Source organism: Cupriavidus sp. IK-TO18, assembly GCF_015549295.1.
Taxonomy (GTDB): domain Bacteria; phylum Pseudomonadota; class Gammaproteobacteria; order Burkholderiales; family Burkholderiaceae; genus Cupriavidus; species Cupriavidus oxalaticus_A.
This window is the reverse complement of sequence record NZ_JADGMP010000027.1, coordinates 81,100-106,005: the sequence shown is the minus strand read 5'-3', so window position 1 is coordinate 106,005 and position 24,906 is coordinate 81,100. Positions and strand designations below refer to the sequence as shown.

Below are 24,906 nucleotides of genomic sequence, written 5' to 3'. Positions count from 1 at the left end.
AGCCGAGAGAACGCCGTGTCCTGCACGCCCGGCACACATGGCACGGGAGGGAAGCCCTTCGCGGAACAGTGGTGGTACGTGTGCCGGCAGGCAAGCCAAAAGCATCGGGGGCAATCATGCCAGACTACTATGTGAACAGGCCGTCTCCCGGACCGAGACCCATCTGGGTGGAACGTTATCCCCCAGGCGCGCCTGCGGAGGTCGACGTCCATCGCTCTGCTTCGCTTGCCGACATGCTCGTGGGGATGAATACCCTGTTCAGGCTATTGCTCGACGCACCGGGTTTTGCGGAAGCCTGCCGGGCAAACGCCCGCAACCTCAAGGTGGCAGTTGCCGGCGGAAGACGCAATGAATGACAGGCGCGATCCTACTATCCCTTGTGCCCCCCAACCGGGGCTTGCCGATGCGCAACGCCTGCTTGGCATCGTACGCGCGCTGGCGGCTGAGCTGCGGCCCGGTGCGCAGGACGTCAGCACGTTGGGGATAGATCATTCGCTCGAGCGCGATTTCGGCCTGGACAGCTTGGCGCGGGCGGAGCTGCTGACACGTATCGAGCACGAATATGGCAGCAGGATCAATGAAGAAGCACTCATGGCCGCCGATACACCTCGTGACCTGCTCAGTCTCGCAGCGCATGGGGCAGCAGCGGCCATTCCCGCCACGATGCCCGCGGTTCCCGTGGTGCAAGGTGCGGCCAGGACGGCAGCAGCCAACCGGCCGCCAGGCAGTGCCGCCACGCTAATGGATCTGATTGACTGGCATGCGGCGTCGCATGGCGATGAGCTATACGCCACCCTCCAGGGGAGCGGCGACATTAGCTATGGGTCAATGCGGGCGGGCGCGCTTGCCGTAGCCACTGGCCTGGCGCGGCAGGGCCTGGCTGCAGGTGACCGGGTGGCCCTTATGCTGCCGACCGGACGCGACTTCTTCGACGTATTCTTCGGCGCGCTTTATGCGGGTTGCATCCCCGTCCCGCTTTATCCGCCCGCGCGCCTTTCCCAGATCGAGGACCACATGCGGCGCAGCGCCGGGATCCTTGCCAATGCCGAGGCTGCCATCCTCGTGACTGCGCCACCGGCCAAGCCCCTGCTACGCCTGCTGCGCCCACAGTGCGCGGCGCTGCGCCAGATCCTGGCGCCTGCCGATCTCAGCGCCGCTGGTGACGCACCGAGCGACGCATGGCGCCGGCAAGCGGATGACATTGCCTTTCTGCAATACACTTCCGGCAGCACGGGCAACCCAAAAGGGGTCGTGCTGACGCATGCCAATCTACTGGCCAACTTGCGGGCGATGGAGCGTGCCGCGCATGTTACTGCGGCCGATGTCTTTGTGTCGTGGCTGCCGCTGTACCACGACATGGGCCTGATCGGCGCCTGCATGGGGAGCCTGCAGGTCGGATTCCGCCTGGTGCTGCTGTCGCCCACTGATTTCCTGACGCGCCCTGCCTCTTGGCTGTGGGCCATTCACCAGCATCGCGGCTCGTTGTCCGCGGCGCCGAACTTCGCCTACGAGCTCTGCGCGAGCAAGATTGATGAAAAGGATCTTGCCGGCCTGGACCTAAGTTCGTGGCGCCTGGCATACAACGGTGCTGAGCCGGTCAGCTCCGAAACCATTGACAGCTTTACCGCACGCTTTGCCAGGTATGGCTTCGATCGCGCCGCCATGACCCCTGTATACGGCCTCGCCGAGTGCTCGGTCGGACTCGCGTTCCCGCCGGCAGGACGTGGGCCGTGCGTCGACCAGGTCGATCGGGAGACGCTCGCGCGCCAGGGTATCGCCCGTGCGCCGGACCGGTCGGAGCGCAAGGCGCTCAGGCTGGTCTCCAGCGGCCTGCCGTTGCCGGGACATCAGATCCGCATCGCCGATCTAGCCGGCCACGAGTTGCCCGAACGCTCCCTGGGGCATGTCCAGTTCCAGGGCCCGTCCGCGACCACGGGCTACTTCCGCAACCCCGACGCCACGGCGGGCCTGTTCGATGGCCCATGGCTGAAGACCGGCGACATGGGCTATATCGCAGCCGGCGAGCTTTATCTGGCAGGGCGCCTCAAGGACATCATCATTCGCGCCGGCCAGCACCTGTTTCCGCAGGAACTCGAGGAGGCGATCAGCCGGGTAAGCGGTGTGCGCAAGGGCGGTGTCGCGGTCTTCCCCGCCACCGATGCGCGCTCCGGTACCGAGCGCCTGGTCGTTCTGGCCGAGACCCTTGAAGAGAACGACGATGCCCGCAGCCAGATACGCACGGAAATCAGCCATCTGGCGGTCGATTTGATGGGCATGCCTGTCGACGAAGTGCTGCTGGCGCCGCCGCGCACGGTACTGAAGACGTCCAGCGGAAAGCTGCGCCGTGCCGCCTGCCGCGAGTTGTATGAACGGGGCGAGATCCATGGCACGCCGCGCGCGCCCTGGCGTCAATTGCTACGGATTGCCATCTCTGGCGCAAGCATCCAGTTCGCGCGCTTCCTGCATCAAGCTTCAGCGTGGCTCTGGGCTGCCTGGGTATGGACGGTTTGCGTTTTGTTTGCCCTGCCGGCTTGTCTGATGGTGGTGCTTTTGCCGGGGCGCCCACTGCGTCGGCGGAGCGCGCGAGCCAGCGCCCGGCTCGGCCTCGCGCTGACGGGGTTGTCTCCGAAGATCGAAGGCCTGCCCGAGCTCGGCCGGTCGGCACCGGTCGTCATCGTGGCCAACCACGCCAGCTACACCGATGTGATTTTGCTCACGGCAGTGCTGCCTCCCCACTTCACCTTTGTGGCGAAGCAGGAGCTGCAGCGGAGCCAGCCGCTGGCGCTGCTGCTGGGCAGGCTTGGCTGCGCCTTCGTTGAGCGCTTCGACCTCGCACGTGGGGTCGAAGATACCAGTGCGCTGGAGAAGCGAATCATCGGGGGCGAATCCCTCGTCTTCTTTCCGGAGGGCACGTTCCGGCGAGAGCCCGGACTGATGCCTTTTAGACTGGGGGCGTTCCGGTGCGCCGCCCGCGCGCGGGCACCGGTTATTCCCATCGCCCTGCTCGGCACTCGCTCATTGCTGCGGGACGGGCGCTGGTGGCCGAGTCGTGCATCGTTGGCGTTCATTGCGAGCGAAGCGGTCTTCGCATCAGGCGATGACTGGCAAGCAGTATTGCGGCTGCGCGACGCGGCTCGCGACAAGATCCGCGCGAGGCTTCAGGAGCCAGACGCGGCAGCTTGATCCGCCATCTTGGGCGACTACCGCGCCCGCTTGAGTTGCTGGCCATCTTCGTGGCGGGCGTCGTGTAAGCAGATGACCATCGGCCCCCGGTACGGCGGAATCCTTGGGCGCTGAGTACCGGGAAGCGTTGCCTGCCCGTCCCGCGACACAAGTGACGCGCTCGGCTTTCCGGATCGCGCGGTCGGGTTGGGGAGGCAATGCATGGCTCTTTGATGCAGAGCAAATCGAAACCGCCATCGCTTGCCAAAGTAGAAAGCACCCGGCGTGCACCGCGCCGTCATTCCAGGAGATCATGATGAGCAACCTAAGACGCTATGACCCCTTCTCGATCGAACCGCTTGGCGATGTGCTGCAGAGCATGTTGCGCAACTGGCGAATTGCGCCGGACACATCCTTGCCCTTCAAGGTCGACGTCGCCGAGTCCGACGCCAGCTACACCATCGCCGCTGATCTGCCGGGGGTGAAGAAGGAAGACATCAACGTCACCGTAGACCGCGGCACTGTGATGATCTCGGCCAAGCTCGAGAGGGCGTCTGAAGAACGGGAAGGTGACCGCGTGATCCGGCAGGAGCGCTACAGCGGATCCATGCAACGCGCCTTCACGCTGGGCGGCAACATCGATTCTGACAAGATCGACGCCAGCTTCCAGAACGGTGTGCTTCGGCTTGTACTTCCAAAGAAGGACGCTTCACCGCAACAGCGCGTCACCATCCGCTGAAGCCGGCGTGGCAACGAGATTGTGATGCGAGTTCAGGATATCTGTCCGACGAAGGCCGTGCGCATTACCATGTCCAACGCAGCGCTGCTACCGGTACGGGTGCGGACCGGTGCCGCGCCGACGTCGCAGAAGGGATGACGGGTGGGCTCGTGGCGATCTGCCATTGCCGACGGATCCAGCGCTCCGGCGTGCCGACTCCGTTCCACGCACACTTCGATGGCCGCCCCAATCAATCTGTGGCAGTACTATTGTAACGGCGCCATATCTCATCAAGGTTGCAAGAAATGAAATCGGATTACCAGGTTCAGAAGGACGTCAAGGAGGAACTCGACTGGGATCCCGCAATTGACGCGGCGTCCATCGGCGTTGAGGTCCATGATGGGATCGTCACGCTAAATGGACACCTGTCCAGTTTCGCGGAGAAGCTTGCAGCCGAGCGGGCTACGGAACGCGTCTCGGGCGTGCGCGGCGTCGTCGTCAAGCTTGACGTGAGTCCGCCCAGCGCTTTCCCCGACGAAGCCATTGCCCACGCGGCACGCGACGCATTGGAGTGGCACGTCCACGTGCCGTCGGACGCTATCAAGGTGCGCGTGGAGCGCGGCTGGGTCACGCTGTCCGGGAACGTCAACTGGGGCTACCAGAAGAATTTGGCTGAACGCACAGTGGGCCAGCTCCGCGGGGTGGTCGGGATCATCAACAACATCCGGATGAACGAAAGGACTGCGCCGCCAGATGTCGAGAATCGCATCGAGGAGGCACTACGCCGCCATGCCCTTCGCGAGGCACACCATATCAGCGTCAAGGTCAAAGACGGCACTGCCACGTTGACCGGCCGCGTGGATTCGCTGGCGGAGCGTCGCGCTGCCGTCGGAGCCGCGTGGTCTGCGCCGGGCATCTCGGCGGTGATCGATCAGCTGGAAGCCAGGCCGTGACGCCTGAATGGCGATCAAGTACGGAGGGCAATCACCGGGCACCCGGATAGCCACGCGGCCTAGTATGCAGCTGAAGCGGCGGTTAGACGTGTGGCCGGGCTGAGTTCGGCATCGCCGTTCATTAGAACGGCAAGGGACACGGACTGGGAAGACGACTGGTCGAGAAGATGAGGGCGCGCCCGCGTTCTTGCTTAGGGTTGCGTCATCGCAATCGGCGCGCACGGCCGTCAGCGTACGCTGGTAGCAGGCAAGCTGCTCGCCCCGTGCAAGCGACAGACGGCGGCGGCATGGCGGCGTCCCATACCGACGTGCTGAGCGCGAGATATAGCCGGGCTCAAGCTAACGTCCGACCATCGAAGTTGCTGCGGGCGCGGCGCAAGCCGATCGAATAGGGCTTCGGGGTCAAGAATCCGGTCCGTCAACGGCCTCTGCTGATCGCATCGAGGAGTTGGCGGCCTTTCCCAGTCACGCGGATCTGCCTGCGCTCTGGTGTCGCAGCTTCAAGACGAACCAGCTGGCGCTCGACAAGGGTACCAATGTCGGCGGGGTCCAGCTCACGGTTTCCTTCCGCGTCACCGAGAACAATCAGGGCTGCTATCTCGTGCGGGCTCAGCATCTCTGTCTCCGGCAGTGTTTGACGGGTCATGCCTGGTACGCCGCAGCAGCCTCGCCTAGCCGCCGGGCCGGTCGCCGGCACGTGTCTGACACTATAGAAGTCGAGGTCCCATGGGAGTCACCAGATTCCGGTGTGTTTGCGCTCGATCAAATTGAATTGCCGCATTGAGCAGCACCTGCCTGGCTCGAATCACAGTCGCTTAAGCGGCCTAACTGTGAAGGCAAAATGGGTCCAGCTCATGGCAGGGTTGTTGCGGCGCCAGGTAAGCGCGAGACGGTAGCCGATTCTCGCGGGTCCTGGCGCCGGCCTGAGAACTCGGTTTAAACGTGGCTTACACCAGCACCTCTTCCGCAGGCACATACGCACAGCCGTGCGCACGCGCGACTGCCGCATAGGTGACGTTGCCGCGACAGACATTCAAGCCGGCGCGCAGGCAAGGATCTTCTCCGAGCGCGCGCGACCAGCCCTTGTCGGCAATCGACATTGCATAGCCGATGGTGGCATTGTTCAAGGCAAAGGTGGACGTCCTGGCAACGGCCGCCGGCATGTTGGTCACGCAATAGTGCAGCACATCATCGACGACATAGATTGGTGCCGTATGGCTGGTGGGTCGGGATGTCTCAAAGCAACCCCCTTGATCGATCGCCACGTCCACCACCACCGAATTGCCCTTCATGCGGGCAACCATAGCCCGCGTCACTAGCTTGGGTGCTTCGGAGCCGGGCACCAAGACCGCACCAATGACCGCATCAGCCGTGAGGAGCGCGCGCTCGATGGAGTCCGCGCTGGAAAAGAGCGTGACAAGTCGATTGCCGTAGACAAGCCCCAGATGCCGCAGGCGATCGATGTTCCGGTCCAGTACTGTGACACGCGCGCCCATGCCCACGGCAATATGAATCGCATTGGTGCCCACCACGCCAGCGCCAATCACCACCACATGGGCCGGTGCAACCCCCGGCACGCCGCCTAGTAGCAGGCCCATGCCACCCTGCGGCTTCTCGAGATAGGCGGCAGCCACCTGCACGGACATGCGGCCGGCCACCTCGCTCATGGGCGCCAGCAAGGGAAGGCTGCCGTCCGGCGCCGCCACGGTCTCGTACGCAATGCAGATGGCGCCGGAGTTCAGCAAGTCCATGGTCTGCTCGCGATCCGCCGCCAGATGCAAGTACGCATACAGGATCTGCCCGGGCCTAAGCAGCGCCCGCTCGCCCGGTTGCGGCTCCTTCACTTTCACGATCATCTCCGCCGAGCCGTATACCTCCGCTGCATCTCCGGCCAGCTTGGCACCGGCCAGCACGTAGGAATGATCGGTAAGGCCGATTGCGGTGCCGGCGCCGGCCTGCACTACCACCTTGTGACCGCGGCTGACCAGTTCGCGTACGCTGGCCGGGGTGAGACCGACCCGGTACTCCTGATCCTTGATTTCCTTTGGTACGCCGATTCGCATAGCACTGGCTCACACTGGTGGCAATTACGGTTCCGCATAAGGTGCTTGAACCCGTCCACGGCGACCGTGGTTCTCGCCATTTCAAAAACACGCACGAGCACCTACATGCGCATGGCCGATGTGGTTCCCTTCGCGTTCAATAGCGCAAAATGCTTGCTGATATGTGAACGGCCGTTTCTCTACAAGGAGCAGGCTCATTCAAATGCCTTCCTTTCATAGGGAATCTTCACTTCCAGACAAAAGCCCTCTCCGGGCGCACTATCGACGGAGACTGTGCCACCGAGTAAGCGTGCACGCTCCCGGATACCGAGCAGTCCGAGAGATTTCCGGGGCTCATCGTTGGCCGGCTTTTTGTCCCAACCAATACCATTGTCTTGCACCTGCAACTCCAATTGCCCTTGAGCACGCGTAACGTGAATATGCACGGCCGTCGCGTTGGCATGCCGGACGACATTGCTCAACGCCTCCTGGGCGATACGGAACATTGCAATTGCCACTTGCTCGGACACGTCGGCATCCGCGCCGTCGACAGTCACGGATAGCCCATAGCGTTTGGCGCAGTCATTGGCAAGCCACTCAATAGCCGGCAGCATCCCCAGCTCATCAAGCAAAGCGGGCCGCAGGTCGCTTGCTATTCGCCGCACCGAGGCCACGGTTTCGTCGATGACGACGTTCATGGCCGCAACCTCCTCCAGCAGGCATTCAATACTCCTTCCCTCTTTCAGGTCGGCGCCAAGCATGGCGAGATCCATTTTCATGGCACTCAGGCGCTGACCAAGATCGTCGTGTAATTCGCGTGCGATCCGACGCTTTTCCTCCTCGCGAGTGACGAGGATACTATCCGACAGGTGTTGCAATTCCTCGCGCGAATGCCGCATTGCCTCCTCGGCTCGTACGCGTTCGGTGATATCGCGCAGCATCACTGTGTACAGCTTGGTACCTCGATCGGCAACCTGTGAGATTGATGCTTCTATGGGAAACTCGCTGCCGTCACGCCGTAAGGCGTATAGCGCACGCTGGCGTCCCATTTCGCGGTCCGAAACACCGGTAACACCGAAGCGGCGAACATGCTCTTCGTGAGCGGGCCTGAAGCGTTCTGGAATAAAGTCGGCCAACGAACGACCGATCGCCTGGCCGGCAGGCCATGCAAACAGTTTCTCTGCCATGGGATTGAACTGGATGACCCTCTGGTCGCTATCGACGCTAATGATCGCTTCCATGGACGACCGAATGATGCCCGCCAAGCGCGCTTCGCTTTCCTTCACGCGTTGCAAATTCGTGTGAAGCGCCTCGTCGGCACGCGCACGTTCGGTAATGTCTCGCAGCATGACGGTGAACAGCCTGGTCCCGCCCTCAACCGTCTGCGAAATGGACGCCTCGATCGGGAACTCGCTGCCATCCCGGCGCAAAGCAAAGAGCGCGCGTTGACGCCCCATTTGCCGCTCCGACACTCCCGTGATACCAAATCGGCGCACATGCTCTTCATGAGCAGCCCGAAAGCGCTCGGGGATGAAGTCCCCAAGCGGCCGGCCGATAGCCAGTTCGGCTGGCCACGCGAACAGGGTTTCCGCCATGGGGTTGAAGAGCACCACGCGCTGTTCGCTGTCCACGGTGATAATCGCCTCCACGGATGAACGGATGATCGCCGACAAGCGTGCTTCATTTTCCACCACGTTGCGGCTTTCCCCACCCGACAGATAGCGGGATCGCCGCCGGTGAATCAGGAACAGGCCAACGGCAAATCCGATTCCGGCGCCCAGCGATGCGAACAGCGCAGACGAGACCTCCCAATACTGCTGGACTCTGGCTTGTAGCAGATACGACAGCACCGCAAATAGCACGACTGTGCCACTGCCGATCGCGATGTCGATAGCATTAGGAGGCAATCCTTTTAGCGACAGAGGCTTGCCCTCGGGGGCGAAAGGGCTAGTCATGCGGGGCAGAATCCGATCGATACGGTGCCTTTTAGGGCTATTCTGCACACCAATATAGCTTGCCTATTACCAATCGCAACCACAGAATGTGTCCTGCGCGACATATTTCTTGGCGGCGGTTGTTAGCAAGGAACGTCTAAGCCTGGAAATGTTGTTGGTATAGGCGATGAACATCTGGCTGCCGGCAAAGCCCGGTTCCTGTGCTGACCAACGTTGCTGATGCCGCCGCCAATCCATAATGGAAAGCCTCGGAGACTGAAGTGTTACGGTTGAGGGCCCAAACCATTGCCCCGACGAAACTGTCCCCTGCCCCGATCGCGCTGCTTACAAGCGCAGGAAGCGCTTGTGCACGTAACGTAACATCCCGAGTGACCAACAGCGCGCCGAGCGGGCCGAGAGTGAGAACAACCATTTCGGCCTGGCCGCGCTCGACAATCCCGCAGGCGGCATCGTGCCATTCGCATTCGTGCAGCAACGGCAAGCCGGTCAATTCCCTGAGTTCCGCCAGGCTCGGTTTCACGAGAGTGACGCCCTCCTCCAGTACGGAAACGAGTGCGGGCCCAGAGGTATCGACGATGATCCGAATGCCGCGCGCGCGAGCTTCGCGTGCGAGTATCGCGTAGAAGTCCGCAGGAACGCCGGAAGGCAGGCTGCCGCTCATGACGAGGTAACGCGGCGGCGTCGGAAGGGCCTGGATGTACGCGATGCATCTCTCCCATTCGTTCTTTGCAACAAATGGTCCTGGCAAAATGAAGCGGAACTGGCGACCGGTCGAGGACTCGCTGACGGAGAAGTTTTCGCGAGTATCACCGGCAATCCCGAGGCAGACCGCTGGCACGTGCTCAGCCTCCAGCAACTGCTGCAACAACTGGCCGGTAGCTCCCCCGGCAAGAAACACCGCAAGGCAGTCTCCGCCAAGACGGTGGATTACCCGGGCAACATTGATGCCTCCGCCACCAGGATCTCTTCTCGCGTCACTACACCTTAGCTTGCAGGTGTCGTTCATGCGGTCGACAGCAGTCGCGACATCCACCGCCGGATTTGGTGAAATCGTCAAGATGTCAGTCATTGGCTATAGCAAGCTGGTTCATGGTGCCCCCGCGCAACGTCGTAAAGCGTTTTGCAAGCGCCGTTTCTAACGAGCGTCCCGAGCGACCACACGCTGCCCTTCCGCTAGGTCGTTGGACGGATACCGAATCAGTGGAAGCTCATTGGGAAGACTGCGCTGTCCGGCTGCGTGTCGGCAAAGACGAGCGCCACGTCGTCGTGCTGGACTCTCCCGAACTGCAATGCGAGTATCTCGCCCACCCCGTCCAAACCGAACCTGCCAACGATCATGAGGCCCACGGCCAGAGCAATCCCAGTCATGGAGAGCAGGGCACGTCTCGACGCCTCACCTGGTAGCGCCCGGATCTGGTCGGCGACCAGCAGTGGCGCCCGCTTGACGCTCGCGAACACATCGGCAAACCGGTGTGCGGTGTAGTAGCGTTCCTGCGCCCGCATCAGCGAATGCCAGGCGCCCTGCATGCCAATCAATACAGCAACGCCGCAGCTCACCACCAGCGCGGTGGCAGCCATGAGTTGCGCTCTTTAAGCGAAACAGCAGTCTGCAACCTTTCGTGCCAGATCGGTCAGCAGCCGCGCACATGCCGGCGTCCATGTTGCCTATGCTGGGCGGGCTTCAGGCTTGACCAGTACCACAGGGCATGGCGTGTGTGCGATGACGCGGCTCGCAACCGAGCCCACGATCGCATCAAGGAATGCGCCGCGCCCGTGCGTCCCCATGACGATGGCCAAGGCATTGATAGACCTCGCGTACGCGACAATACGCTCGGGAGCAAAGCCAACCAGGCCCTGCCATACCGTCGGCACGCCCGCATTTTGCAGGATGTCGATCACGGATTTCATAACGCGCGCGCTTTCCTCGGTATGCCAGGCCTCAAGGTCGCCCTTGCCAATGTAGGACTTTACCTCACCGGAAACGTCTGGCATACAGTGCACCACGTGCACGTGGAGGTCTTCCCTGAATAGTCTCCCCTTCGCGAGCCATTCCGCAGCGGCATCACTGTAGACTGAGCCGTCTGTTGCAAGGACAACATTTGCCATTTCACCCTCCGCTTCAGCATGGGCATGTCGAGCTTTGTCCAGCTCCGGTTGCCCTGAGTCGATTTCAATAACCGCCGCCTATGCATTGCCGACTGCACTCCTTCTTAACGTATATCCGCAGGAGGACTGGTACTTGACATACATCAACAGCGGCGCACCAACCGGACGGCACCAATCCACACACTAGATTCCGCGTCGGTTGGCACCTCCCAGGAGATGACCGACCGGGCGCATAATGATCACTCTCCGCCGCTCGCCATTGCTGCGCCATGATTGGCGACCCAGAGTGATGGGTCATCAGGCGAATGGCAACGCCACAAGCCCGCAGCAGGCGCTCGGGCGCTCCACCAGGGCCCTCAATGCCGTATGCGTACTGGATATCGCGACATTGACCTCGGTCTGCTGCCAGTCGCAGTTGGCACACTGAGTGGCGGCATGCTGCTGCTCGCCTTCGGCCATGATGGCGCCGCGGGCATGTCCTGGGCAGTGGGCGCATTGGCCACCACGGCAGCCTTGCTGGTTGCCATGGTGCGATCACTGCGGCGCAAGCAAGCTGGTGTCGATATCCTCGCGCTCCTGGCGATCGGGCTGGCGCTTACGCTTGGCGAGTTTCTCGCCGCCGCCGTGCTCGCCTTGATGATTGAAAGCGGCAAGGCACTGGAGGCTTATGCGCAGGCGCGTTCCCAGCGTGAGATGAGCGCTCTGCTCAGTCGTGCCCCGCAGTTTGCCAACCGGTTCGAGGATGGTGAATGGCGTACCGTCTCGCTGGAGGCCGTCCGACCGGGCGATCGCCTCCTGGTCCGACAGGGAGAATTGGTGCCGGTCGATGGCGCGCTGGTGGGACAGGCGCTGCTGGACGAATCTGCACTGACCGGAGAATCGCTGCCGGTAAGACGTGAACCTGGTGAGACCGCGCGCAGCAGTGTGCTGAATGCCGGCGCTCCATTTGAGATGGTGGCGGCCACGACCGCATCGGACAGCACCTTCGCCGGGATTGCCAGGCTGGTGCAAACCGCCCGCGCTGAACGCCCGCCCGCGGCTCGGCTGGCTGACCGTTACGCTCTGTGGTTCGTGCCAGTCACCCTGCTGGTTGCCGGGATCGCCTGGTACGCCAGCGGAGATCTCCGCCGGGCGCTGGCAGTGCTGGTGGTCGCTACACCGTGTCCGCTGATATTGGCGGTGCCAGTGGCAATTGTTGCCGGCATGTCGCGTTGTGCCCGGCACGGCGTGCTGGTAAAGGGTGGTGGTGCGCTGGAGCGACTGGCACAGGCCAGCATGCTGTTCTTCGACAAGACCGGGACGCTTACGCGGGGCAAGACGCGGCTGGCTGGCGTCGATTGCGCACCCGGCTGGGTGGCAGCGGACTTGCTGCGCCTTGCCGGCTCGCTGGCGCAGGCTTCTGGCCATGCCGCCGCGGAAGCGATTGCGACTGCGGCACGCGATCGGGGACTGCCTCTGGATCTGCCGTCGGAGGTGGCTGAGACCGCCGGTGCTGGCGTTTCGGGGCGCGTCGGCCGGCATGCCGTTGCAGTAGGCGTGCCTGCATTCGCCGGCGGATCAGAAAGCTGGCCGCCTTGGTGCAAGGCCGCGCTGCAGCGCGCGGCCTATGAAGGCGCATCAGTCTCGCTCGCGACGGTCGACGGCGTACTGGTCGGAGCGCTGCAGTTCGAAGACCAGATACGGATGGAGACACCCCGCGCGCTGCGCTTGCTGCGCAAGGCCGGCATTCGCCGCCTGGCCATGCTGACGGGAGACAGGCGCGACGTCGCGGAGACGGTTGGCGCGATTCTCGGTGTCACGGAAGTCCATGCAGGCGTCAGCCCCGCCGAGAAACTGGCGAAGATCGAAGCGGCGCGCCATGATGGCATCGTCGTGATGGTGGGAGACGGCGTCAATGATGCGCCGGCGCTGGCGGCAGCGGATGTCGGCGTCGCCATGGGGGCGCGGGGCACTGCGGCGTCTTCGGAAGCCGCGGACGTCGTACTGCTCGTCGACCGCCTGGACCGGCTGGCAGATGCGATACGCATTGCCCGGCACTCGCGCACACTTGCCGCTCAAAGCGCCTTGGCCGGCATGGCCCTGTCTTTTGTCGCGATGGCGGCGGCTGCGCTCGGCTATCTTCCGCCGCTGGCGGGCGCAGTGTTGCAGGAGATCATCGATGTGTTGGTCATCGCCAACGCGCTGCGAGCGCTCCGCGCCGGCGAGCCGGTAGAGCAACAAGGGTTGCCCGCTGCCAAGGCCGCAAGCCTGGACCGAGAGCATATGGCGCTCGGTCCTCTGATGGAGGATATTCGCGGACTTGCGGACAGGTTGCCCCATCTGCCCGGACCGTCGGCCGCCACCGAATTGCGCCGTCTGTGCACTGCCCTCTGCACGACGCTCCTGCCCCACGAACAGCGCGATGACGCCGAACTTTACCCGCAACTGGCGAGACTCATAGGAGGGGATGACCCTCTGGCAGCGATGAGCGGCATGCATCGCGAACTCTTCCGACTGATTCATGTCCTCCAACGGATGGCGGACGATCTGCCGCCGGAGGGACCTGACGACAGCCGGACCAGGGAGTGCCAGCGGTTGCTCTACGGGCTCGAGGCGGTATTGCGTCTGCACTGCGCGCAGGAAGACGAACTGTTCCACACACTACGCGAAGATGCGCGCGGATGACGTGGGTGTGTTCCCCGGGGGCGACTGGCCATCGTTGCGCCGTGCACAAGCTCAAAGGACCGCCGCAGCTGCGTGGTTTCCGTTTGCCAAGCGGCAGAACAGCCAGTTTTCTGCCGGCGTGTCTGCTGGCAAGCGAAACGTTAGATCGAGCGGCTGTCCGTCCACCACGATATCCGTCAGCTGAAGCCAATCTTGATAGCCGATGGCAAGCCGATAATCTCCCGCTGGAAGCTGCAGATAGAACATCGGTCCCGCTTCCGTAACATGCAATGCCGAACCTCCGCTCCTGCCCACCAGAAAGACGGCAGTACCGTGTAGCGGCTCGCCGCGCGCGGCGTCCACAATGGTCAGCCGTACATTGAACCGGTCGGCAATGGCCAGCATGGCCTTCACATCGGCCTCGTCGTTCCCCCCGGACGCGTATACGACCTCGTGCCGCGCCATCGTGGGCATGCCGGCGTCCCATCGATTATCATGGAAAGCACACCCCGTGAGCGCTGCGGCCAACAGAGAAATTGTCACGACGCGCAGCTTGCCAGCGCCATTTATCATTACCGCCACCCATTCAGCCATCGCACCATTGCGCAGATTGCCGCCTTGCGGGAGCAAGCTACCGCAAGTCAGGCCCCTCTGCCTCTGGCACCAGTAGCACCGGACGAAGTGTAGTATGCGCCGGTACATTGGCTACTCGAGTTCTGTTCTGTCATACAGATCAAGGTAGTGGCCAGACTGGTAATGGCGTTGATCCGCATCAACCTGCCAGAGGGATTCAAAAGTCGTCTCAGCAGTACGAGGCCCAGTAACTGCGACACTGTGCCCGAATTGATGTAGCGCAACCCCGGCCCGGCCGCAACATCTAGATTGATCCATAGAGGCGTCGGGCACTGGGCACTGCCCCCTACATCGGAATGAATGTGAGCCATCCATGGAAGAACTGAAACCCTATGCGAGTCTTTCGCTGCTGCCACGGCGGGCGCCATGGCGCAAATATTTACCTCGATTGTGCTTCAGCGGCGCTAGCCGCCGTATTGCGTGGCTGGCTTAACCGGCGCCAATTGGCAGAGCATATGTCGCGAACGAAGACGAGGAACCGATTCTGTCCCAGACGATCGGCCGTCCGGCCTCCCATGCCAGTGCAGTCGCGTGAGCACGGCGTTCCCACATCAAATCAAGGGCATCCGAAATCAAGGAGACTCTGCCATGATCAAACACCTCGGCAGCGCGGAGCAGATCCGCGATGAAATTTCACGACGCGTGCAGGAAAACACTGACCTTGGTGAGGCTTTCCGCGATTGCAGCATCCCGTTGCCACGGCATGTCGACGCGGCGACCAATGGTGGCTGTAACTGGATCATCGATGCCTTTCCCGCAGTGCCGGCGAGTTGCCTTACGACTGTGAAAGCGGTGACAGCTGAAATGATGCGCGAGTACGACTTACGTTAGAAGCCCTTGCCCGCTTAACCGAACGACGTCGGCAAAGACAGGCCTGTTCATGGCACTTTGGCTTCCGGTTCTCCTGCCTCTTCGCGTTGCCGCTCATGGTGGCGCGGGAGGCTTCGCTTTGCGAACGGGTATGCCTGATGCGCCTTGCCGCCCTGACATCCTCGTCCGCCGAAAAAAGAAGCATAGGAGCTAAGTATGATCGATGAAACGAGCGAACTCGGACCTCTGGATCCCGGGCGCGTCAACATGATGGATCCGCTTGAAGTGCAATACTGGTGCCGCGAACTGCGTTGCAATGAGCGGCAGTTGGAGGAAGCCGTTAGGGCCGCGGGAGACCATATCGCAGCGGTGAGGGAAACACTGGAGGCCGGTCACGGAAGAATCCAAGGCGGCCGCGCCTGATCTTGATAGCGCATTCAGGAACCGCGACGCCGCTCGCGGCACGCTCGGACGCTCGTTGCGTGCGTGAAGCTGGGACCATCCAGGATTGGCGAAGCGTAGCCCATCGCGGCAAGACGATCCAGATTAATACATCGCCGCTCGCACACGAATGCAGGCATCGAAGAAGTCCGAGGCACTGAAGCCGGCCGCTACGGCACGTGCTCGCCAGGCAGTGTACGTACGGCCTTGCACTTCGATATACCGCGAGCGAAGAAGCGGGTCGAAAGGAAACATGCCGTCGGCCGCCGGAAATAGCGGACGGCGGCACAGGAAATCACTCCAGAACGCTTGAGACATCGTGCGTAACGAGACTGCCGCTTTCGCCGTCGATTGCGACAGGCTTTCCGTAGCGTTCGCTTCTTCTATAGGCATGTTGTCAATGCGACATTAGAACCGGCACTGTCATCGACTGAAGCAGCGTTCTGGTGACGCCGCCCAGCGCCAGTTCACGGACCCGGCTATGGCCGTACGCGCCCATGACAATTAGGTCGGCATTCCGGTCGGCGGCGTGCGAAAGCAGTCGTTGCCCGATGTCATTCCCATCCTCGTCCGGATAGCTGCGCAGTTGCGCGTTCACGCCATGACGGGCCAGCCACTCCACCGCATACTGCGGCGGTGACAGCCACGGTCCCTTTAGCGCGCTCGACGGCGTCCATGACACCACGTCGACGGTTTCGGCGCGCTTGAGAAGTGGCAACGCGTCGTGGAGAGCGCGGGCGGCCTCTCGGCTGCCGTTCCACGCCACCAGGATAGTCTTGCCGGTGCTGGAGAACCACCCCGCGTAAGGTACGACCAGAACCGGGCGCCCGCATTCCAGGACGATGGATTCGACAAAGGCTGGTTCGGCGTACGCTTCTTCGTCGCTCGGGTCATGCTGTCCGAGGATAACGAGGTCGGCCAGATGCGCCTCTGCCTGGACGGTCGCCGCCGTGGCCCAGTCGGGTGCGAGCCATTGCGTTGTGATGACCGCCTCGTCGGTGGCATCCATTAGAGCATGACGTGCCCTTTCGCCTACCTGGTGCTGCCATTCATTGTACGAAGCGAGATAGCGGTCGCCATCGACGAGATAGCGAACGGAGGTGGGATCAGGCTTGCCAACCGCGAGCAAGCCCACCAGCCTCGACTGGAACTGCACTGCCAGTTGCGTAGCAAGGTGCAGACGCTGATACACGCGTTGGCTGGCGTCCAGGTGAACCAGGATCGTAGCGTAGTCCATAATTGTCTCCATCTGACAAGGCCGTGACAGAAGGCGCCAGACGCCGCTCGCAATCAGCGGAGGGCAACCAGCACGCTGGCGTCTTGCTCCGATCCCACGATTATGATTGTCTCCTAAGGGTCTACAGGACCCAGCCCCTGCTGGCGTCCGCTTCTCCTGGAGGATCCATGTGACTGAAACAAGGCGATCGTACAAAGGATTTCACATTGTTCTATGCGTGCCAGACCGCATCGAACCTGGCAAGCCTTGCGGTCGCGTGGATCTCACCGCGCCCGACGGTGGTCTCGGCATTCGTTTCACGCCAGACTGGCCCAGCCCACCCGCCAGCCCGCAACAGGCCCGGGAATGGCTCTTTGCCTATGCGGCCGGCATCGTAGACTGCGAGCTCGCCGGCGGCTTTGGCATCGACCTGCACCATGACTAGGGTGGTGCCGTGGCAGAAAAGCTCGCGTGCCGGTGCGGGACGGCTTGGCGCAGGCGCCGCTGCGCGCGGTTTCGGTGGCCGCCAAAGATCCGGGATCGACGTACAGGCCGCGCAAAACGCAACCAGCGCGGTGGCTGCAAGGATGCACCGTCCAAGGCGGAAGGCCGTACAAGGGCTTGAAATGCGCAATGTCATGGCAACGCCTTGATCAGACCGCAAAGCGGAAATGACCGCTGTGCAGCACGATATGCTTTGCCCCAGTCATCTCGAACAGAGCCCCAGCCACCCGTTCTATGTCTTGGCGGTTGCGGAGGAATGCTGGTACCAGGTCTTCGCTGCGGTACGACCGCGCGCCAAAATGGTCTTCAAGCGCCTCCGCGGTAATCTCATAGGTTGCCGGTACTCCGTCTACCTTCACGGGACACTGCAAGCTGGGCCCGCTCGGGCAATATTCCGGCACATCGCCGGTGAAGTCGATCGTATGCATGGCTGAGTCGGGTAAATCCCCTCCGAGATTGCAGTCAGGCTAGGCGTCTTGGGCACGGATAAGCAGGACAGGCGCGAGTGCCTCGGCGACGACCCCGCGCGCAACGCTGCCCATGACCAGGCGGCGCACGCCCCGGCGACCATGTGTGCCCATGACGATCAGGTCTGCGCCCCAGCTGTTGGCTTCGGTGGCGATTGTGACGGCAATGTCGCCTTGAAGCATCGGCTTGCCGAGCAGCCGGGTGGCATGGCGGATGTGGCCCGCCGCCAGCCGGCTGCGCGCAGCGGCAAGTACGCTTTCGCCCGCGGTCGTGAGATCCTCCACCAGTCTCACCGGATCCAGGCCCGTCACATCCATGAACGGACTGCGGTCGTCGACGACGTAGACGACTTCTACTTCGGCGTCGGCGGCGCGGGCAATGACCATGGCCTGCTCCAGCGCCAGCTCCGACGCTGGGCCTCCATCCATGGCGACAAGGATGCGGTGATACATGGCGGCGACTCCGGGAGTTTCAGGCATTGGCCCTCGTGTCCAGCCGGGGGTTGACTTCAGCGTAGGACAGCCCACACTCTCGCAATTGATGCACATCAAGGCCCCTGCTGCGTGTTCTCTGCCAATGAGCACGTCCTTTCGGTTGACCGCGCCAGGGCTGGTGCTGCTTGAGCGCGACGTGCTCAGTGGCGCGGCTGCGGCCGAGATCGATGCCTTCGCGCAGGCATTGGCCACAGCCGACGCCGTGTCTCCCCACGCTTTGGAACGTCCCATTTGGCTGTCTCCGAACCAGGCTTGACGCCGCAGCTACTTGGCTGCGCAGACTGCACGGGACGGTCTGCGTCAGGCGCGTGACGGCGGGCCTGCGCTGTGAGTGCGACGGTTATTTGCGCAGGGATAATTCTCTTCAACGACACAGACAAACCTGGCTGGAGCAGAGTAGCCAGTCCTCTTCCAGCGTATTCACCTGGAAGCGGAACGTCATGTCCTGCGATTGGTCCGCCACGACGATGTCGCGCACCTGGTCGCGGCCTTGGTACCCCACCGTGAGCCGGTACGCGCCTTGTTTGAGGCGCATGTATAACAGCGGACCACCGGCGACAACGCGCAGCACCGGCTTGCCCTCGGCGCTGGCCACGACCACGGTAGCCCCGCTTAGCGGCTTGGCGCTCGCCGCATCGATCATGCTAAGGCGGACATTGAAGCGGGCGGCAACATCCCTCATGGCCTGCCTGCCGGCTTCGTCGCCCCTGGCGCAAGCGTAGGGGATACCCCGCTGCTCCATGATCTGCACGCGGTCTTCCGCTAGTTCCGTCGGCATCGCGCAACCCGCTGCTATCAACGCAACCAACAGTGATGAAATCGCGATGCCCACACCTTTTGAAGTCTGCATTTGCCTGCCTCCCATTGGATTTCGATCGTCGCATGCCGGTCAGGACGGGTTCCGACGGTCGGGGTGCATCACTATTGGGCCGATCGCGCACCAGCAGCATCGGCCGAACCGTTCCCGCAATGACATGCTCTGATACGAACCCGAGCATGGCACCCAAGTTAGCGCTCGGCGGGCGAACCGAGTTGATGCCTGTCAACGAAGCCACGCGTCGGCGTCTAATCCGGCTCAGCAATAGTCTGATGCACATCAACTTCCTGTGGTCAGGCGTACCTAAGCTGACACCATCCGCGGAACCTATCTCTGAAGCCGCCGGATAACTCTGCCAGGAGAGATTCCCATGTACCAGACCATCCTCGTTGCGATTGATGGTAGCAACTGTGGCAACCGGGCCCTTGAAGAGGCGATCCGTCTCGCGTCGCTGTGCAAGGCCAGACTTGAAATCGTCCACGTCGTCGACAACGGCTATCTGATGTACGACGTTGGCTTCTCCACGATGGCCGATCTCCGCCCTGCCCTGGTCAATGCTGGAACTGCATTGCTCTCCGAGGCCGAGGCACGAGCCCGCGGCAACGGCCTCGTGTGCAGCACACACTTAGTCAACGACATCCTTGTTGCCGGCGACATCGCCTCTGCCATCCACGCCGAAGCGCAGCGCACCCATGCGGAATTAGTGGTGGTCGGCACCCATGGCCGGCGCGGTGTGCGCCGCCTTGTCATGGGCAGCGTAGCGGAGGGCCTGGTACGCGACGCAAAGGTGCCTGTGCTGCTGGTGCGGGCGCCTCAGGCGGATTAGCCTGCAGCGCGGTCCGCCGCGATTGCCTGGGCCGCGACGCACCAGGTCATCGATGTCCTCGAGTCCCTCGGGTCGGACCTCGCCGGGCTTACCGAGCCCGACGCCACTGCGTCCGGCCGGCCGAATGCGGCCCCAATCGTATTGCCGCTCCCACCGCTCCGCACTGGCTCGTCAGCCTGGTACGCCGGCTGCTGAGCCCAGTCAATGTCATGTTGATCCTGCTCGCTTTCCTGTCCTTGCTCTCGCAAACGCTGATTGTCCACATCATCCGTACGCGCCAGCTGCCTTTCATCAAGAGCCTCCCGAGCCAGACACTGCTGGTCACCACGATCGCCGTCTGCATTGTCGGCGCCTGGCTACCCTACTCGCCGTTGGCAACCGCCCTTGGCATGCAGCCACTTCCCTGGGCCTACCGGCCGCTGCTTGGCGTGATCCTGCTTGGTTATGCCGCCGCAGCGTTCGCCGCGCGGCACCTGCTGGCAAGATGGATCCCTGTTGACTAAGCGTTGGCGGCGAAGCTACTCGATGAGAAACGGCACGTGCGCCAGCGCATAGCTGAAAGCGTAGTCTAGTTCTCCCAACGCCTGAGCATGCAGCGTGCAGAGCGGCGCGCCGGCGTCTACTGCTTCGCCGACCCGGACATGCAGTTCCAGGCCGGCTACCTGACGACGTGGTGCGCCAGCAAGCTTGGCCACGCGTGATACATGCCGGTTGTCGATCGCCGTCACCACGCCACTACGGCTCGCGACCAGGTCGCGGCGGAATACTGCTTGCCCTGGCCGTCGAAGTCCGCCTTGCGCTTCACAAATTGCCTGGAAACGCCCCCACGCACTACCGTTCTCCAGCAAATGGCCTGCCCGTAGCAGGCCCTGCCCGGCCGGCAACCCACCACAAAACTCAAGGAGTTCGCCTGCCAGCAACAATGAGCGCTCGCGCAGCGCGGCGGGGGCCTCGGGCTGGCACTGCAGGACCGCCAGCACGTCGAGCGCCTCCAGGGCTGGCCCCACGCCGCGTCCAACGGGCTGCGACCCGTCGGTTGGCACGATCCTGAGGTTCAGTCCAAACGCCTCGGCGACCTTCGTCATGGCGGTGTGCAGGCGCGCTAGCTTGCCGTCCTCGCGGATCTTCGCGGTCTTTCCGACCGGCACATCGATCAGCACATGAGTCGACCCCGCTGCAACCTTCTTTGACAGGATCGAGGCGACCAGCTGCGCGTCGCTGTCGATGTCGAGCGCTCGCTCGACGCGAATCAACACGTCGTCTGCAGGACTGAGGCTGAGCGCCCCGCCCCAGACTATCGCCGCCCCGACCTGCTCGACCACGCGCCGCATTTCCGTCGCATCGAGGGTCACGCATGTGAGTGCCTCCATGACATCGGCAGTGCCAGCTGGCGAGGTGATCGCTCGCGAAGACGTCTTCGGCATCAGCAAGCCCGCCGCCGCCGCGATGGCGACGACAATGGGCGTGGTGCGGTTTCCGGGCAGTCCGCCGACACAGTGCTTGTCCGCAACCACATCGCGGTCCCAGCGCAGCCGCTGTCCGAATTTCACCATGGCGCGCGTCAGGTCGACGGTCTCGCGCAAGGTCATCCGCTCGTTGGCGCATGCGGCGAGGAAAGCCGCGATATGCACATCGGCATACCTGCCGGCACTGATATCGTCGATGATGCCGTCAAGCTGCGCGCCATCCAGGTGCGAACCATAGATCTTCGCGCGCAGTGATCGCACTGACTCCAGAGCCGGCGCATGGGTGACACGGACGACATCGCCGGCGCGGGCCTTCAGTATCCGTGACGCGCTGAGCGACAGGCTTGCCTCGCCCGCGGCGAGCAATGGCGCACCCAACAGCGTCAGAGTAGCGATCAGCGCATTATCGCCGATCTGTACATGCACACGCGTCTGGGCAGAGAATCCCTCCGCCCTGCAGACCGCGCAATCCGGATGCATGTAGATGACATGTTCCTGCCAGGTATCGATGTCGAGGGGCCTGAACAGCAGTGTCCCGACCTCGCGCTGCGGGTCACCGCCCGCTGCATTAGCTTGCGGGACCGGCACAGCGGAGCGCGCAGCAGGCGCATTCATCTCACAGCTGGCTCGATGCTGAGGCTAGCGCGCGTCCAGCGCATCGAGGTTCAGCAGCTCGACGGACTTGCCGCGCACGGCTAAAAGGCCTTCCTGCTGGAACTTGGAAAGCGTCCGGCTGACCGTTTCAAGCGTAACCCCGAGGTAGCTGCCAATGTCCTCGCGGGTCATGCGCAGGACAAACGACGTCGCCGAATAGCCGCGCTCACGATGCCGGGCAGAAATGCTCAGCAAGAAGTTAGCAACGCGCTGCTCGGCGGACATGTTGCCCAACAGCATCATCTGGCTCGCTTCCCTGACAATTTCGGCACTAAGCATTCTGTGAAGCTGCCGCTGCAAAGGCTTGATCTCCCGGCAAAGGGCTTCAAGCAGGTGATAGGGGATTACACAGACCACGCTGTCCTCCAGGGCAATGGCATCGGAAGTGTGAGTCTCCTCGCAAATGCCATCCATGCCGATAGCGTCGCCGGCCATGTAAAAGCCTGAGATTTGTTCCTTGCCACGCTCCGGCGTCACCACGGTCTTGAAGGAGCCGGCCCGCACTGCGTACAGGCTGCGGAACGGATCGCCGGCGCGGAACAGCCTTTCGCCCTGCCGGATCGTACGCCAACCCTGCATCACACGGTCAAGCCGCTCTACGTCATCCGCTTCTAGGCTTGCGGCCATGCAGATATGCCGCATCATGCAGTTGGCGCAGCGCGCCCCGGCGTTTGTTGCGGCAGGCCGGGACGCCGCCACGGGCCGCGCCGGCTCGAACGAGGCAAACGTGTCGGCCGCATCGCTAGCCGGATCGGCCTTGCCAAGCATTTCATACATAGTTGTCTCCAGCCCGATGACCACCTTCGTCCCGACCCCTGCTCCCATATGGCGATGGCTGCGTCTGCGTGCGCTCCCCTCTTCTGACAGGAAGTATGGGCGGCCACCGTTTCCCCTCCTAGAAGGCTTCCCTGAGTTGCTTGTCAGAATTGGGGGCTATGCTGTCAGGCTTCCCTGACAGGAGCCTGACCGCATTTCCGGAGCTTTACAGGGCGAAGGCAATCGCGTTGGCATTTGCGCACGAGTACGGCGGCAAACCGGGTCCGACTTGATGCAAAACAAATCGAAGCGCCCCCCGCTTGCCAAAGTGAAAGCACCCGGCCCGCACCGCGGCCGCTTCTTCAGGAGACTACGATGAGCAACATCCGGCGCTATGACCCGTTCTCGATCGAACCGCTTGGCGACATGCTGCAAGGCGTGTTTCGCAACCTTCGGCTTGGCCCCGACTCGGAACTGCCCTTCAAGGTCGACGTAACTGAATCTGATGTGAGCTATGCCATCACCGCCGACTTGCCGGGGGTGAAGAAGGAAGATATCAGCGTCAGTGTGGATCGCGGCACGGTCATGATCACCGCCAAGCTGGAGAAGGCCTCCGAGGTCAAGGAAGGAGATCGGGTGATCCGGCAGGAGCGCTACAGCGGTTCCATGCAGCGAGCCTTCACACTGGACGGCAACATCGATACAGATAAGATCGATGCCAGCTTCCAGGACGGCGTGCTGCGTGTCGTGCTGCCCAAGAAGGACGCGTCGCCGCAGCAGCGCGTGACGATCCGCTGAACCGACGCGAAATCAGGAGAGAGCCATGCGGGTTCAGGATATTTGCTCGGCCAAGGCCGTTCACGTGCCACTGTCTTGCACGCTGCAGGAAGCTGCGGTGCAGATGCGGGACCGGCATGTGGGTGCGCTGATCGTCACGGAGAACTCCCCGTCCGGTACGCGAGCGATTGGCATGGTCACCGACCGGGACATGGTCATCGATGCAACGGCCAGTGGTGCGGATCCGTGCCGCACCGAGGTGATTGACGTGATGACACGCGGCCTGGTCGCCATCTCCCGGGACGCCGCCGTTGCAGAGGCAATCGAGCTAATGCTGTCGCACGGCGTCAGGCGCCTGGCCGTGCTCGACGGCGAAGCAGTGAGCGGCGTGATCTCGCTCGATGATCTGCTCGGCGCGTTGGCCGCCGACTGGGGCATGATCGCTTCGCTCATTCGCAAAGAGCAACAACGGGAATGTTCAGACAGCATCCAATCAGCGTTGCACGCCTAGTGCGGCATACGCCATGACTTGACCAAAAGGCGCCGCTTGCGGCGCCCGTGTCTTGCGGACCATGATGAAAACGGACCATCAGATTCAGTCGCCAGCGGAGCGCCGCGCGGCTGACGGTGCGGTGTGGTCCGCCCCGGCATCTCGGCAGTGATTGACCACATCGAAACCAGGCCCTGACCGACCTCCAGGCGGCAGGCGCACGGCGAAAAACAAGGATGAAGCAGTATGAAAGGCGATATCCAGCTCAAGGAGCAAGTCATGGAAGAGCTGTCCTGGGATCCGGCCGTAGAGGCCGCCGAGGTCGGCGTTCAGGTCAGCGACGGCGTGGTCACGCTGACCGGGCATCTCGGCAGCCATGCCGCCAAGTATGCCGCCGAGGAAGCCGTCAGGCGCGTCCGGGGCGTCAAGGGGATTGCCGTCGAGATCGATGTGCGCTTGCCCAACGAAGTCCGGCGCACCGACGCTGACATTGCCAGAGCCGCCAGCAACATCCTGGCCTGGACCTCGGTGCTGCCGGCGGATCGCATTAACGTGATGGTCGAGGACGGCTCTGTCATCTTGACCGGCACGGTTGACTGGCACTACCAGCGCCTGGCGGCAGAACGCGTGGTGGCCGGCCTCTATGGCGTGGTGGGTGTGACGAACGCTATCGTGGTCCAGCCGTCGATCTTGCCTCAGGACGTGAAGGACAGGATCGCGAGAGCCATTGAGCGCCAGGCGACGGATGACGCAACCCATGTCGCGGTCAGTGTCAAGGATGGCGTGGTGACGCTTAGCGGCAGCCTGCGAACCTGGGCGGAACGCGAGGCCGCGCTGGAGGCAGCGTGGGCTGCGCCAGGGGTCAGTGCAGTGCAGAACAACATCCGGGTCAATTTGTAAACGGCAAGGCGGCGATATGGAGACGGAAGCCGCCACTTCAGCGCCAGCACCGGGCTAAAACCAAGTTCGACATGC

General features: G+C 62.7%; 26 protein-coding genes. 12 read left to right on the top strand and 14 right to left on the bottom strand.

Annotated features, from left to right (window positions below; translation table 11 throughout):
* The first annotated feature begins 167 nt into the window (after positions 1-167).
* The 4 genes from IPF36_RS20170 (at position 168) to IPF36_RS20155 (ending at position 4,833) form a co-directional block, all read left to right on the top strand.
* Entirely contained in the window at positions 168-356 is a 189-nt protein-coding gene (locus IPF36_RS20170; protein ID WP_133092808.1) for a hypothetical protein, read from the top strand.
* Positions 349-3,183 carry an AMP-binding protein gene (locus tag IPF36_RS20165; protein WP_195429785.1) on the top strand — a complete coding sequence of 945 codons (2,835 nt, stop codon included), beginning with the start codon at positions 349-351 and terminating at the stop codon, positions 3,181-3,183. Before IPF36_RS20170 ends, IPF36_RS20165 begins: the two co-directional genes overlap by 8 nt.
* A 295-nt stretch (positions 3,184-3,478) precedes the next feature.
* Complete coding sequence (locus IPF36_RS20160) at positions 3,479-3,901, top strand: Hsp20/alpha crystallin family protein (protein WP_133092993.1); 423 nt, start codon at positions 3,479-3,481, stop codon at positions 3,899-3,901.
* A 284-nt stretch (positions 3,902-4,185) separates the two neighbouring features.
* Positions 4,186-4,833: a BON domain-containing protein gene (locus tag IPF36_RS20155; protein WP_133092810.1), complete on the top strand. Its 648-nt coding sequence runs from the start codon at positions 4,186-4,188 to the stop codon at positions 4,831-4,833.
* 418 nt (positions 4,834-5,251) lie between these two features.
* On the opposite strand, the gene IPF36_RS20150 is transcribed toward IPF36_RS20155, so the two are convergent.
* From IPF36_RS20150 to IPF36_RS20125, 6 genes are all read right to left on the bottom strand, one after another.
* Positions 5,252-5,479, bottom strand: a complete 228-nt coding sequence (locus IPF36_RS20150; RefSeq protein ID WP_243736762.1) for a hypothetical protein — start codon at positions 5,477-5,479, stop codon at positions 5,252-5,254.
* 301 nt (positions 5,480-5,780) lie between these two features.
* Entirely contained in the window at positions 5,781-6,896 is a 1,116-nt protein-coding gene (gene ald, locus IPF36_RS20145) for an alanine dehydrogenase (protein ID WP_133092811.1), read from the bottom strand.
* A gap of 194 nt (positions 6,897-7,090) precedes the next feature.
* The gene (locus IPF36_RS20140; protein ID WP_133092812.1) at positions 7,091-8,830 is read right to left on the bottom strand and encodes a PAS domain-containing sensor histidine kinase; all 1,740 of its coding nucleotides are present in this window, start codon (positions 8,828-8,830) and stop codon (positions 7,091-7,093) included.
* A gap of 136 nt (positions 8,831-8,966) precedes the next feature.
* Complete coding sequence (locus IPF36_RS20135; RefSeq protein WP_133092813.1) at positions 8,967-9,899, bottom strand: 1-phosphofructokinase family hexose kinase; 933 nt, start codon at positions 9,897-9,899, stop codon at positions 8,967-8,969.
* Between the two features lie 128 nt (positions 9,900-10,027).
* Positions 10,028-10,408 (bottom strand): hypothetical protein, encoded by a 381-nt coding sequence (locus tag IPF36_RS20130; RefSeq protein ID WP_133092814.1) that lies wholly within the window; start codon positions 10,406-10,408, stop codon positions 10,028-10,030.
* 87 nt (positions 10,409-10,495) lie between these two features.
* Positions 10,496-10,936: a universal stress protein gene (locus tag IPF36_RS20125; RefSeq protein ID WP_135706974.1), complete on the bottom strand. Its 441-nt coding sequence runs from the start codon at positions 10,934-10,936 to the stop codon at positions 10,496-10,498.
* Positions 10,937-11,302: 366 nt separating this feature from the next.
* Here IPF36_RS20125 and IPF36_RS20120 point away from each other — a divergent pair, with 366 nt between their 5' ends.
* Entirely contained in the window at positions 11,303-13,600 is a 2,298-nt protein-coding gene (locus IPF36_RS20120; RefSeq protein WP_195429782.1) for a heavy metal translocating P-type ATPase, read from the top strand.
* A 51-nt stretch (positions 13,601-13,651) separates the two neighbouring features.
* Here the strand turns inward: IPF36_RS20120 and IPF36_RS20115 are convergent, their stop codons facing one another.
* Complete coding sequence (locus IPF36_RS20115) at positions 13,652-14,209, bottom strand: carboxypeptidase-like regulatory domain-containing protein (RefSeq protein WP_255519846.1); 558 nt, start codon at positions 14,207-14,209, stop codon at positions 13,652-13,654.
* A gap of 591 nt (positions 14,210-14,800) precedes the next feature.
* Here IPF36_RS20115 and IPF36_RS20110 point away from each other — a divergent pair.
* Together IPF36_RS20110 and IPF36_RS20105 are read left to right on the top strand one after the other, a co-directional pair.
* The gene (locus tag IPF36_RS20110) at positions 14,801-15,043 is read left to right on the top strand and encodes a hypothetical protein (protein WP_133092817.1); all 243 of its coding nucleotides are present in this window, start codon (positions 14,801-14,803) and stop codon (positions 15,041-15,043) included.
* A 195-nt stretch (positions 15,044-15,238) separates the two neighbouring features.
* Positions 15,239-15,445: a DUF3606 domain-containing protein gene (locus IPF36_RS20105; protein WP_195429780.1), complete on the top strand. Its 207-nt coding sequence runs from the start codon at positions 15,239-15,241 to the stop codon at positions 15,443-15,445.
* A 123-nt stretch (positions 15,446-15,568) separates the two neighbouring features.
* Here the strand turns inward: IPF36_RS20105 and IPF36_RS20100 are convergent, their stop codons facing one another.
* From IPF36_RS20100 to IPF36_RS20080, 5 genes are all read right to left on the bottom strand, one after another.
* Entirely contained in the window at positions 15,569-15,856 is a 288-nt protein-coding gene (locus IPF36_RS20100; protein ID WP_133092819.1) for a hypothetical protein, read from the bottom strand.
* Between the two features lie 4 nt (positions 15,857-15,860).
* Positions 15,861-16,700 (bottom strand): universal stress protein, encoded by an 840-nt coding sequence (locus tag IPF36_RS20095; protein WP_133092820.1) that lies wholly within the window; start codon positions 16,698-16,700, stop codon positions 15,861-15,863.
* A gap of 632 nt (positions 16,701-17,332) precedes the next feature.
* Complete coding sequence (locus IPF36_RS20090) at positions 17,333-17,611, bottom strand: DUF1488 domain-containing protein (RefSeq protein WP_133092822.1); 279 nt, start codon at positions 17,609-17,611, stop codon at positions 17,333-17,335.
* 39 nt (positions 17,612-17,650) lie between these two features.
* Entirely contained in the window at positions 17,651-18,103 is a 453-nt protein-coding gene (locus IPF36_RS20085; RefSeq protein WP_133092823.1) for a universal stress protein, read from the bottom strand.
* Positions 18,104-18,509: 406 nt separating this feature from the next.
* On the bottom strand, positions 18,510-18,995 hold the full coding sequence (locus tag IPF36_RS20080) for a carboxypeptidase regulatory-like domain-containing protein (RefSeq protein ID WP_133092824.1): 486 nt from the start codon (positions 18,993-18,995) through the stop codon (positions 18,510-18,512).
* 337 nt (positions 18,996-19,332) lie between these two features.
* Here IPF36_RS20080 and IPF36_RS20075 point away from each other — a divergent pair, with 337 nt between their 5' ends.
* Positions 19,333-19,788: a universal stress protein gene (locus IPF36_RS20075; RefSeq protein ID WP_133092825.1), complete on the top strand. Its 456-nt coding sequence runs from the start codon at positions 19,333-19,335 to the stop codon at positions 19,786-19,788.
* A 209-nt stretch (positions 19,789-19,997) separates the two neighbouring features.
* On the top strand, positions 19,998-20,291 hold the full coding sequence (locus tag IPF36_RS35110) for a hypothetical protein (RefSeq protein WP_165971403.1): 294 nt from the start codon (positions 19,998-20,000) through the stop codon (positions 20,289-20,291).
* 15 nt (positions 20,292-20,306) lie between these two features.
* On the opposite strand, the gene IPF36_RS20065 is transcribed toward IPF36_RS35110, so the two are convergent.
* Positions 20,307-21,869, bottom strand: coding sequence for a thymidine phosphorylase family protein (locus tag IPF36_RS20065; RefSeq protein ID WP_195429778.1), 1,563 nt, complete (start codon positions 21,867-21,869; stop codon positions 20,307-20,309).
* Between the two features lie 24 nt (positions 21,870-21,893).
* Complete coding sequence (gene fnr, locus IPF36_RS20060) at positions 21,894-22,685, bottom strand: fumarate/nitrate reduction transcriptional regulator Fnr (RefSeq protein ID WP_133092828.1); 792 nt, start codon at positions 22,683-22,685, stop codon at positions 21,894-21,896.
* Between the two features lie 354 nt (positions 22,686-23,039).
* Between fnr and IPF36_RS20055 the strand changes: the two genes are divergently transcribed.
* From IPF36_RS20055 to IPF36_RS20045, 3 genes are all read left to right on the top strand, one after another.
* Entirely contained in the window at positions 23,040-23,462 is a 423-nt protein-coding gene (locus IPF36_RS20055; RefSeq protein WP_133092829.1) for an Hsp20/alpha crystallin family protein, read from the top strand.
* A 25-nt stretch (positions 23,463-23,487) separates the two neighbouring features.
* Positions 23,488-23,952, top strand: a complete 465-nt coding sequence (locus tag IPF36_RS20050) for a cyclic nucleotide-binding/CBS domain-containing protein (protein WP_195429776.1) — start codon at positions 23,488-23,490, stop codon at positions 23,950-23,952.
* Between the two features lie 225 nt (positions 23,953-24,177).
* Positions 24,178-24,831 carry a BON domain-containing protein gene (locus IPF36_RS20045; RefSeq protein ID WP_133092831.1) on the top strand — a complete coding sequence of 218 codons (654 nt, stop codon included), beginning with the start codon at positions 24,178-24,180 and terminating at the stop codon, positions 24,829-24,831.
* The last annotated feature ends 75 nt before the right edge of the window (positions 24,832-24,906 follow it).

Excerpts from the sequence above, each read along its gene's own strand:
- IPF36_RS20165 (WP_195429785.1), top strand. The coding sequence starts at position 349 with ATGAATGACAGGCGCGATCCTACTATCCCTTGTGCCCCCCAACCGGGG.
- IPF36_RS20160 (WP_133092993.1), top strand. The coding sequence starts at position 3,479 with ATGAGCAACCTAAGACGCTATGACCCCTTCTCGATCGAACCGCTTGGC.
- IPF36_RS20155 (WP_133092810.1), top strand. The coding sequence starts at position 4,186 with ATGAAATCGGATTACCAGGTTCAGAAGGACGTCAAGGAGGAACTCGAC.
- IPF36_RS20150 (WP_243736762.1), bottom strand. The coding sequence starts at position 5,479 with ATGACCCGTCAAACACTGCCGGAGACAGAGATGCTGAGCCCGCACGAG.
- ald (WP_133092811.1), bottom strand. The coding sequence starts at position 6,896 with ATGCGAATCGGCGTACCAAAGGAAATCAAGGATCAGGAGTACCGGGTC.
- IPF36_RS20140 (WP_133092812.1), bottom strand. The coding sequence starts at position 8,830 with ATGACTAGCCCTTTCGCCCCCGAGGGCAAGCCTCTGTCGCTAAAAGGA.
- IPF36_RS20135 (WP_133092813.1), bottom strand. The coding sequence starts at position 9,899 with ATGACTGACATCTTGACGATTTCACCAAATCCGGCGGTGGATGTCGCG.
- IPF36_RS20130 (WP_133092814.1), bottom strand. The coding sequence starts at position 10,408 with ATGGCTGCCACCGCGCTGGTGGTGAGCTGCGGCGTTGCTGTATTGATT.
- IPF36_RS20125 (WP_135706974.1), bottom strand. The coding sequence starts at position 10,936 with ATGGCAAATGTTGTCCTTGCAACAGACGGCTCAGTCTACAGTGATGCC.
- IPF36_RS20120 (WP_195429782.1), top strand. The coding sequence starts at position 11,303 with ATGCGTACTGGATATCGCGACATTGACCTCGGTCTGCTGCCAGTCGCA.
- IPF36_RS20110 (WP_133092817.1), top strand. The coding sequence starts at position 14,801 with ATGATCAAACACCTCGGCAGCGCGGAGCAGATCCGCGATGAAATTTCA.
- IPF36_RS20105 (WP_195429780.1), top strand. The coding sequence starts at position 15,239 with ATGATCGATGAAACGAGCGAACTCGGACCTCTGGATCCCGGGCGCGTC.
- IPF36_RS20100 (WP_133092819.1), bottom strand. The coding sequence starts at position 15,856 with ATGCCTATAGAAGAAGCGAACGCTACGGAAAGCCTGTCGCAATCGACG.
- IPF36_RS20095 (WP_133092820.1), bottom strand. The coding sequence starts at position 16,700 with ATGGACTACGCTACGATCCTGGTTCACCTGGACGCCAGCCAACGCGTG.
- IPF36_RS20090 (WP_133092822.1), bottom strand. The coding sequence starts at position 17,611 with ATGCATACGATCGACTTCACCGGCGATGTGCCGGAATATTGCCCGAGC.
- IPF36_RS20085 (WP_133092823.1), bottom strand. The coding sequence starts at position 18,103 with ATGTATCACCGCATCCTTGTCGCCATGGATGGAGGCCCAGCGTCGGAG.
- IPF36_RS20080 (WP_133092824.1), bottom strand. The coding sequence starts at position 18,995 with ATGCAGACTTCAAAAGGTGTGGGCATCGCGATTTCATCACTGTTGGTT.
- IPF36_RS20075 (WP_133092825.1), top strand. The coding sequence starts at position 19,333 with ATGTACCAGACCATCCTCGTTGCGATTGATGGTAGCAACTGTGGCAAC.
- IPF36_RS35110 (WP_165971403.1), top strand. The coding sequence starts at position 19,998 with ATGTTGATCCTGCTCGCTTTCCTGTCCTTGCTCTCGCAAACGCTGATT.
- IPF36_RS20065 (WP_195429778.1), bottom strand. The coding sequence starts at position 21,869 with ATGAATGCGCCTGCTGCGCGCTCCGCTGTGCCGGTCCCGCAAGCTAAT.
- fnr (WP_133092828.1), bottom strand. The coding sequence starts at position 22,685 with ATGTATGAAATGCTTGGCAAGGCCGATCCGGCTAGCGATGCGGCCGAC.
- IPF36_RS20055 (WP_133092829.1), top strand. The coding sequence starts at position 23,040 with ATGAGCAACATCCGGCGCTATGACCCGTTCTCGATCGAACCGCTTGGC.
- IPF36_RS20050 (WP_195429776.1), top strand. The coding sequence starts at position 23,488 with ATGCGGGTTCAGGATATTTGCTCGGCCAAGGCCGTTCACGTGCCACTG.
- IPF36_RS20045 (WP_133092831.1), top strand. The coding sequence starts at position 24,178 with ATGAAAGGCGATATCCAGCTCAAGGAGCAAGTCATGGAAGAGCTGTCC.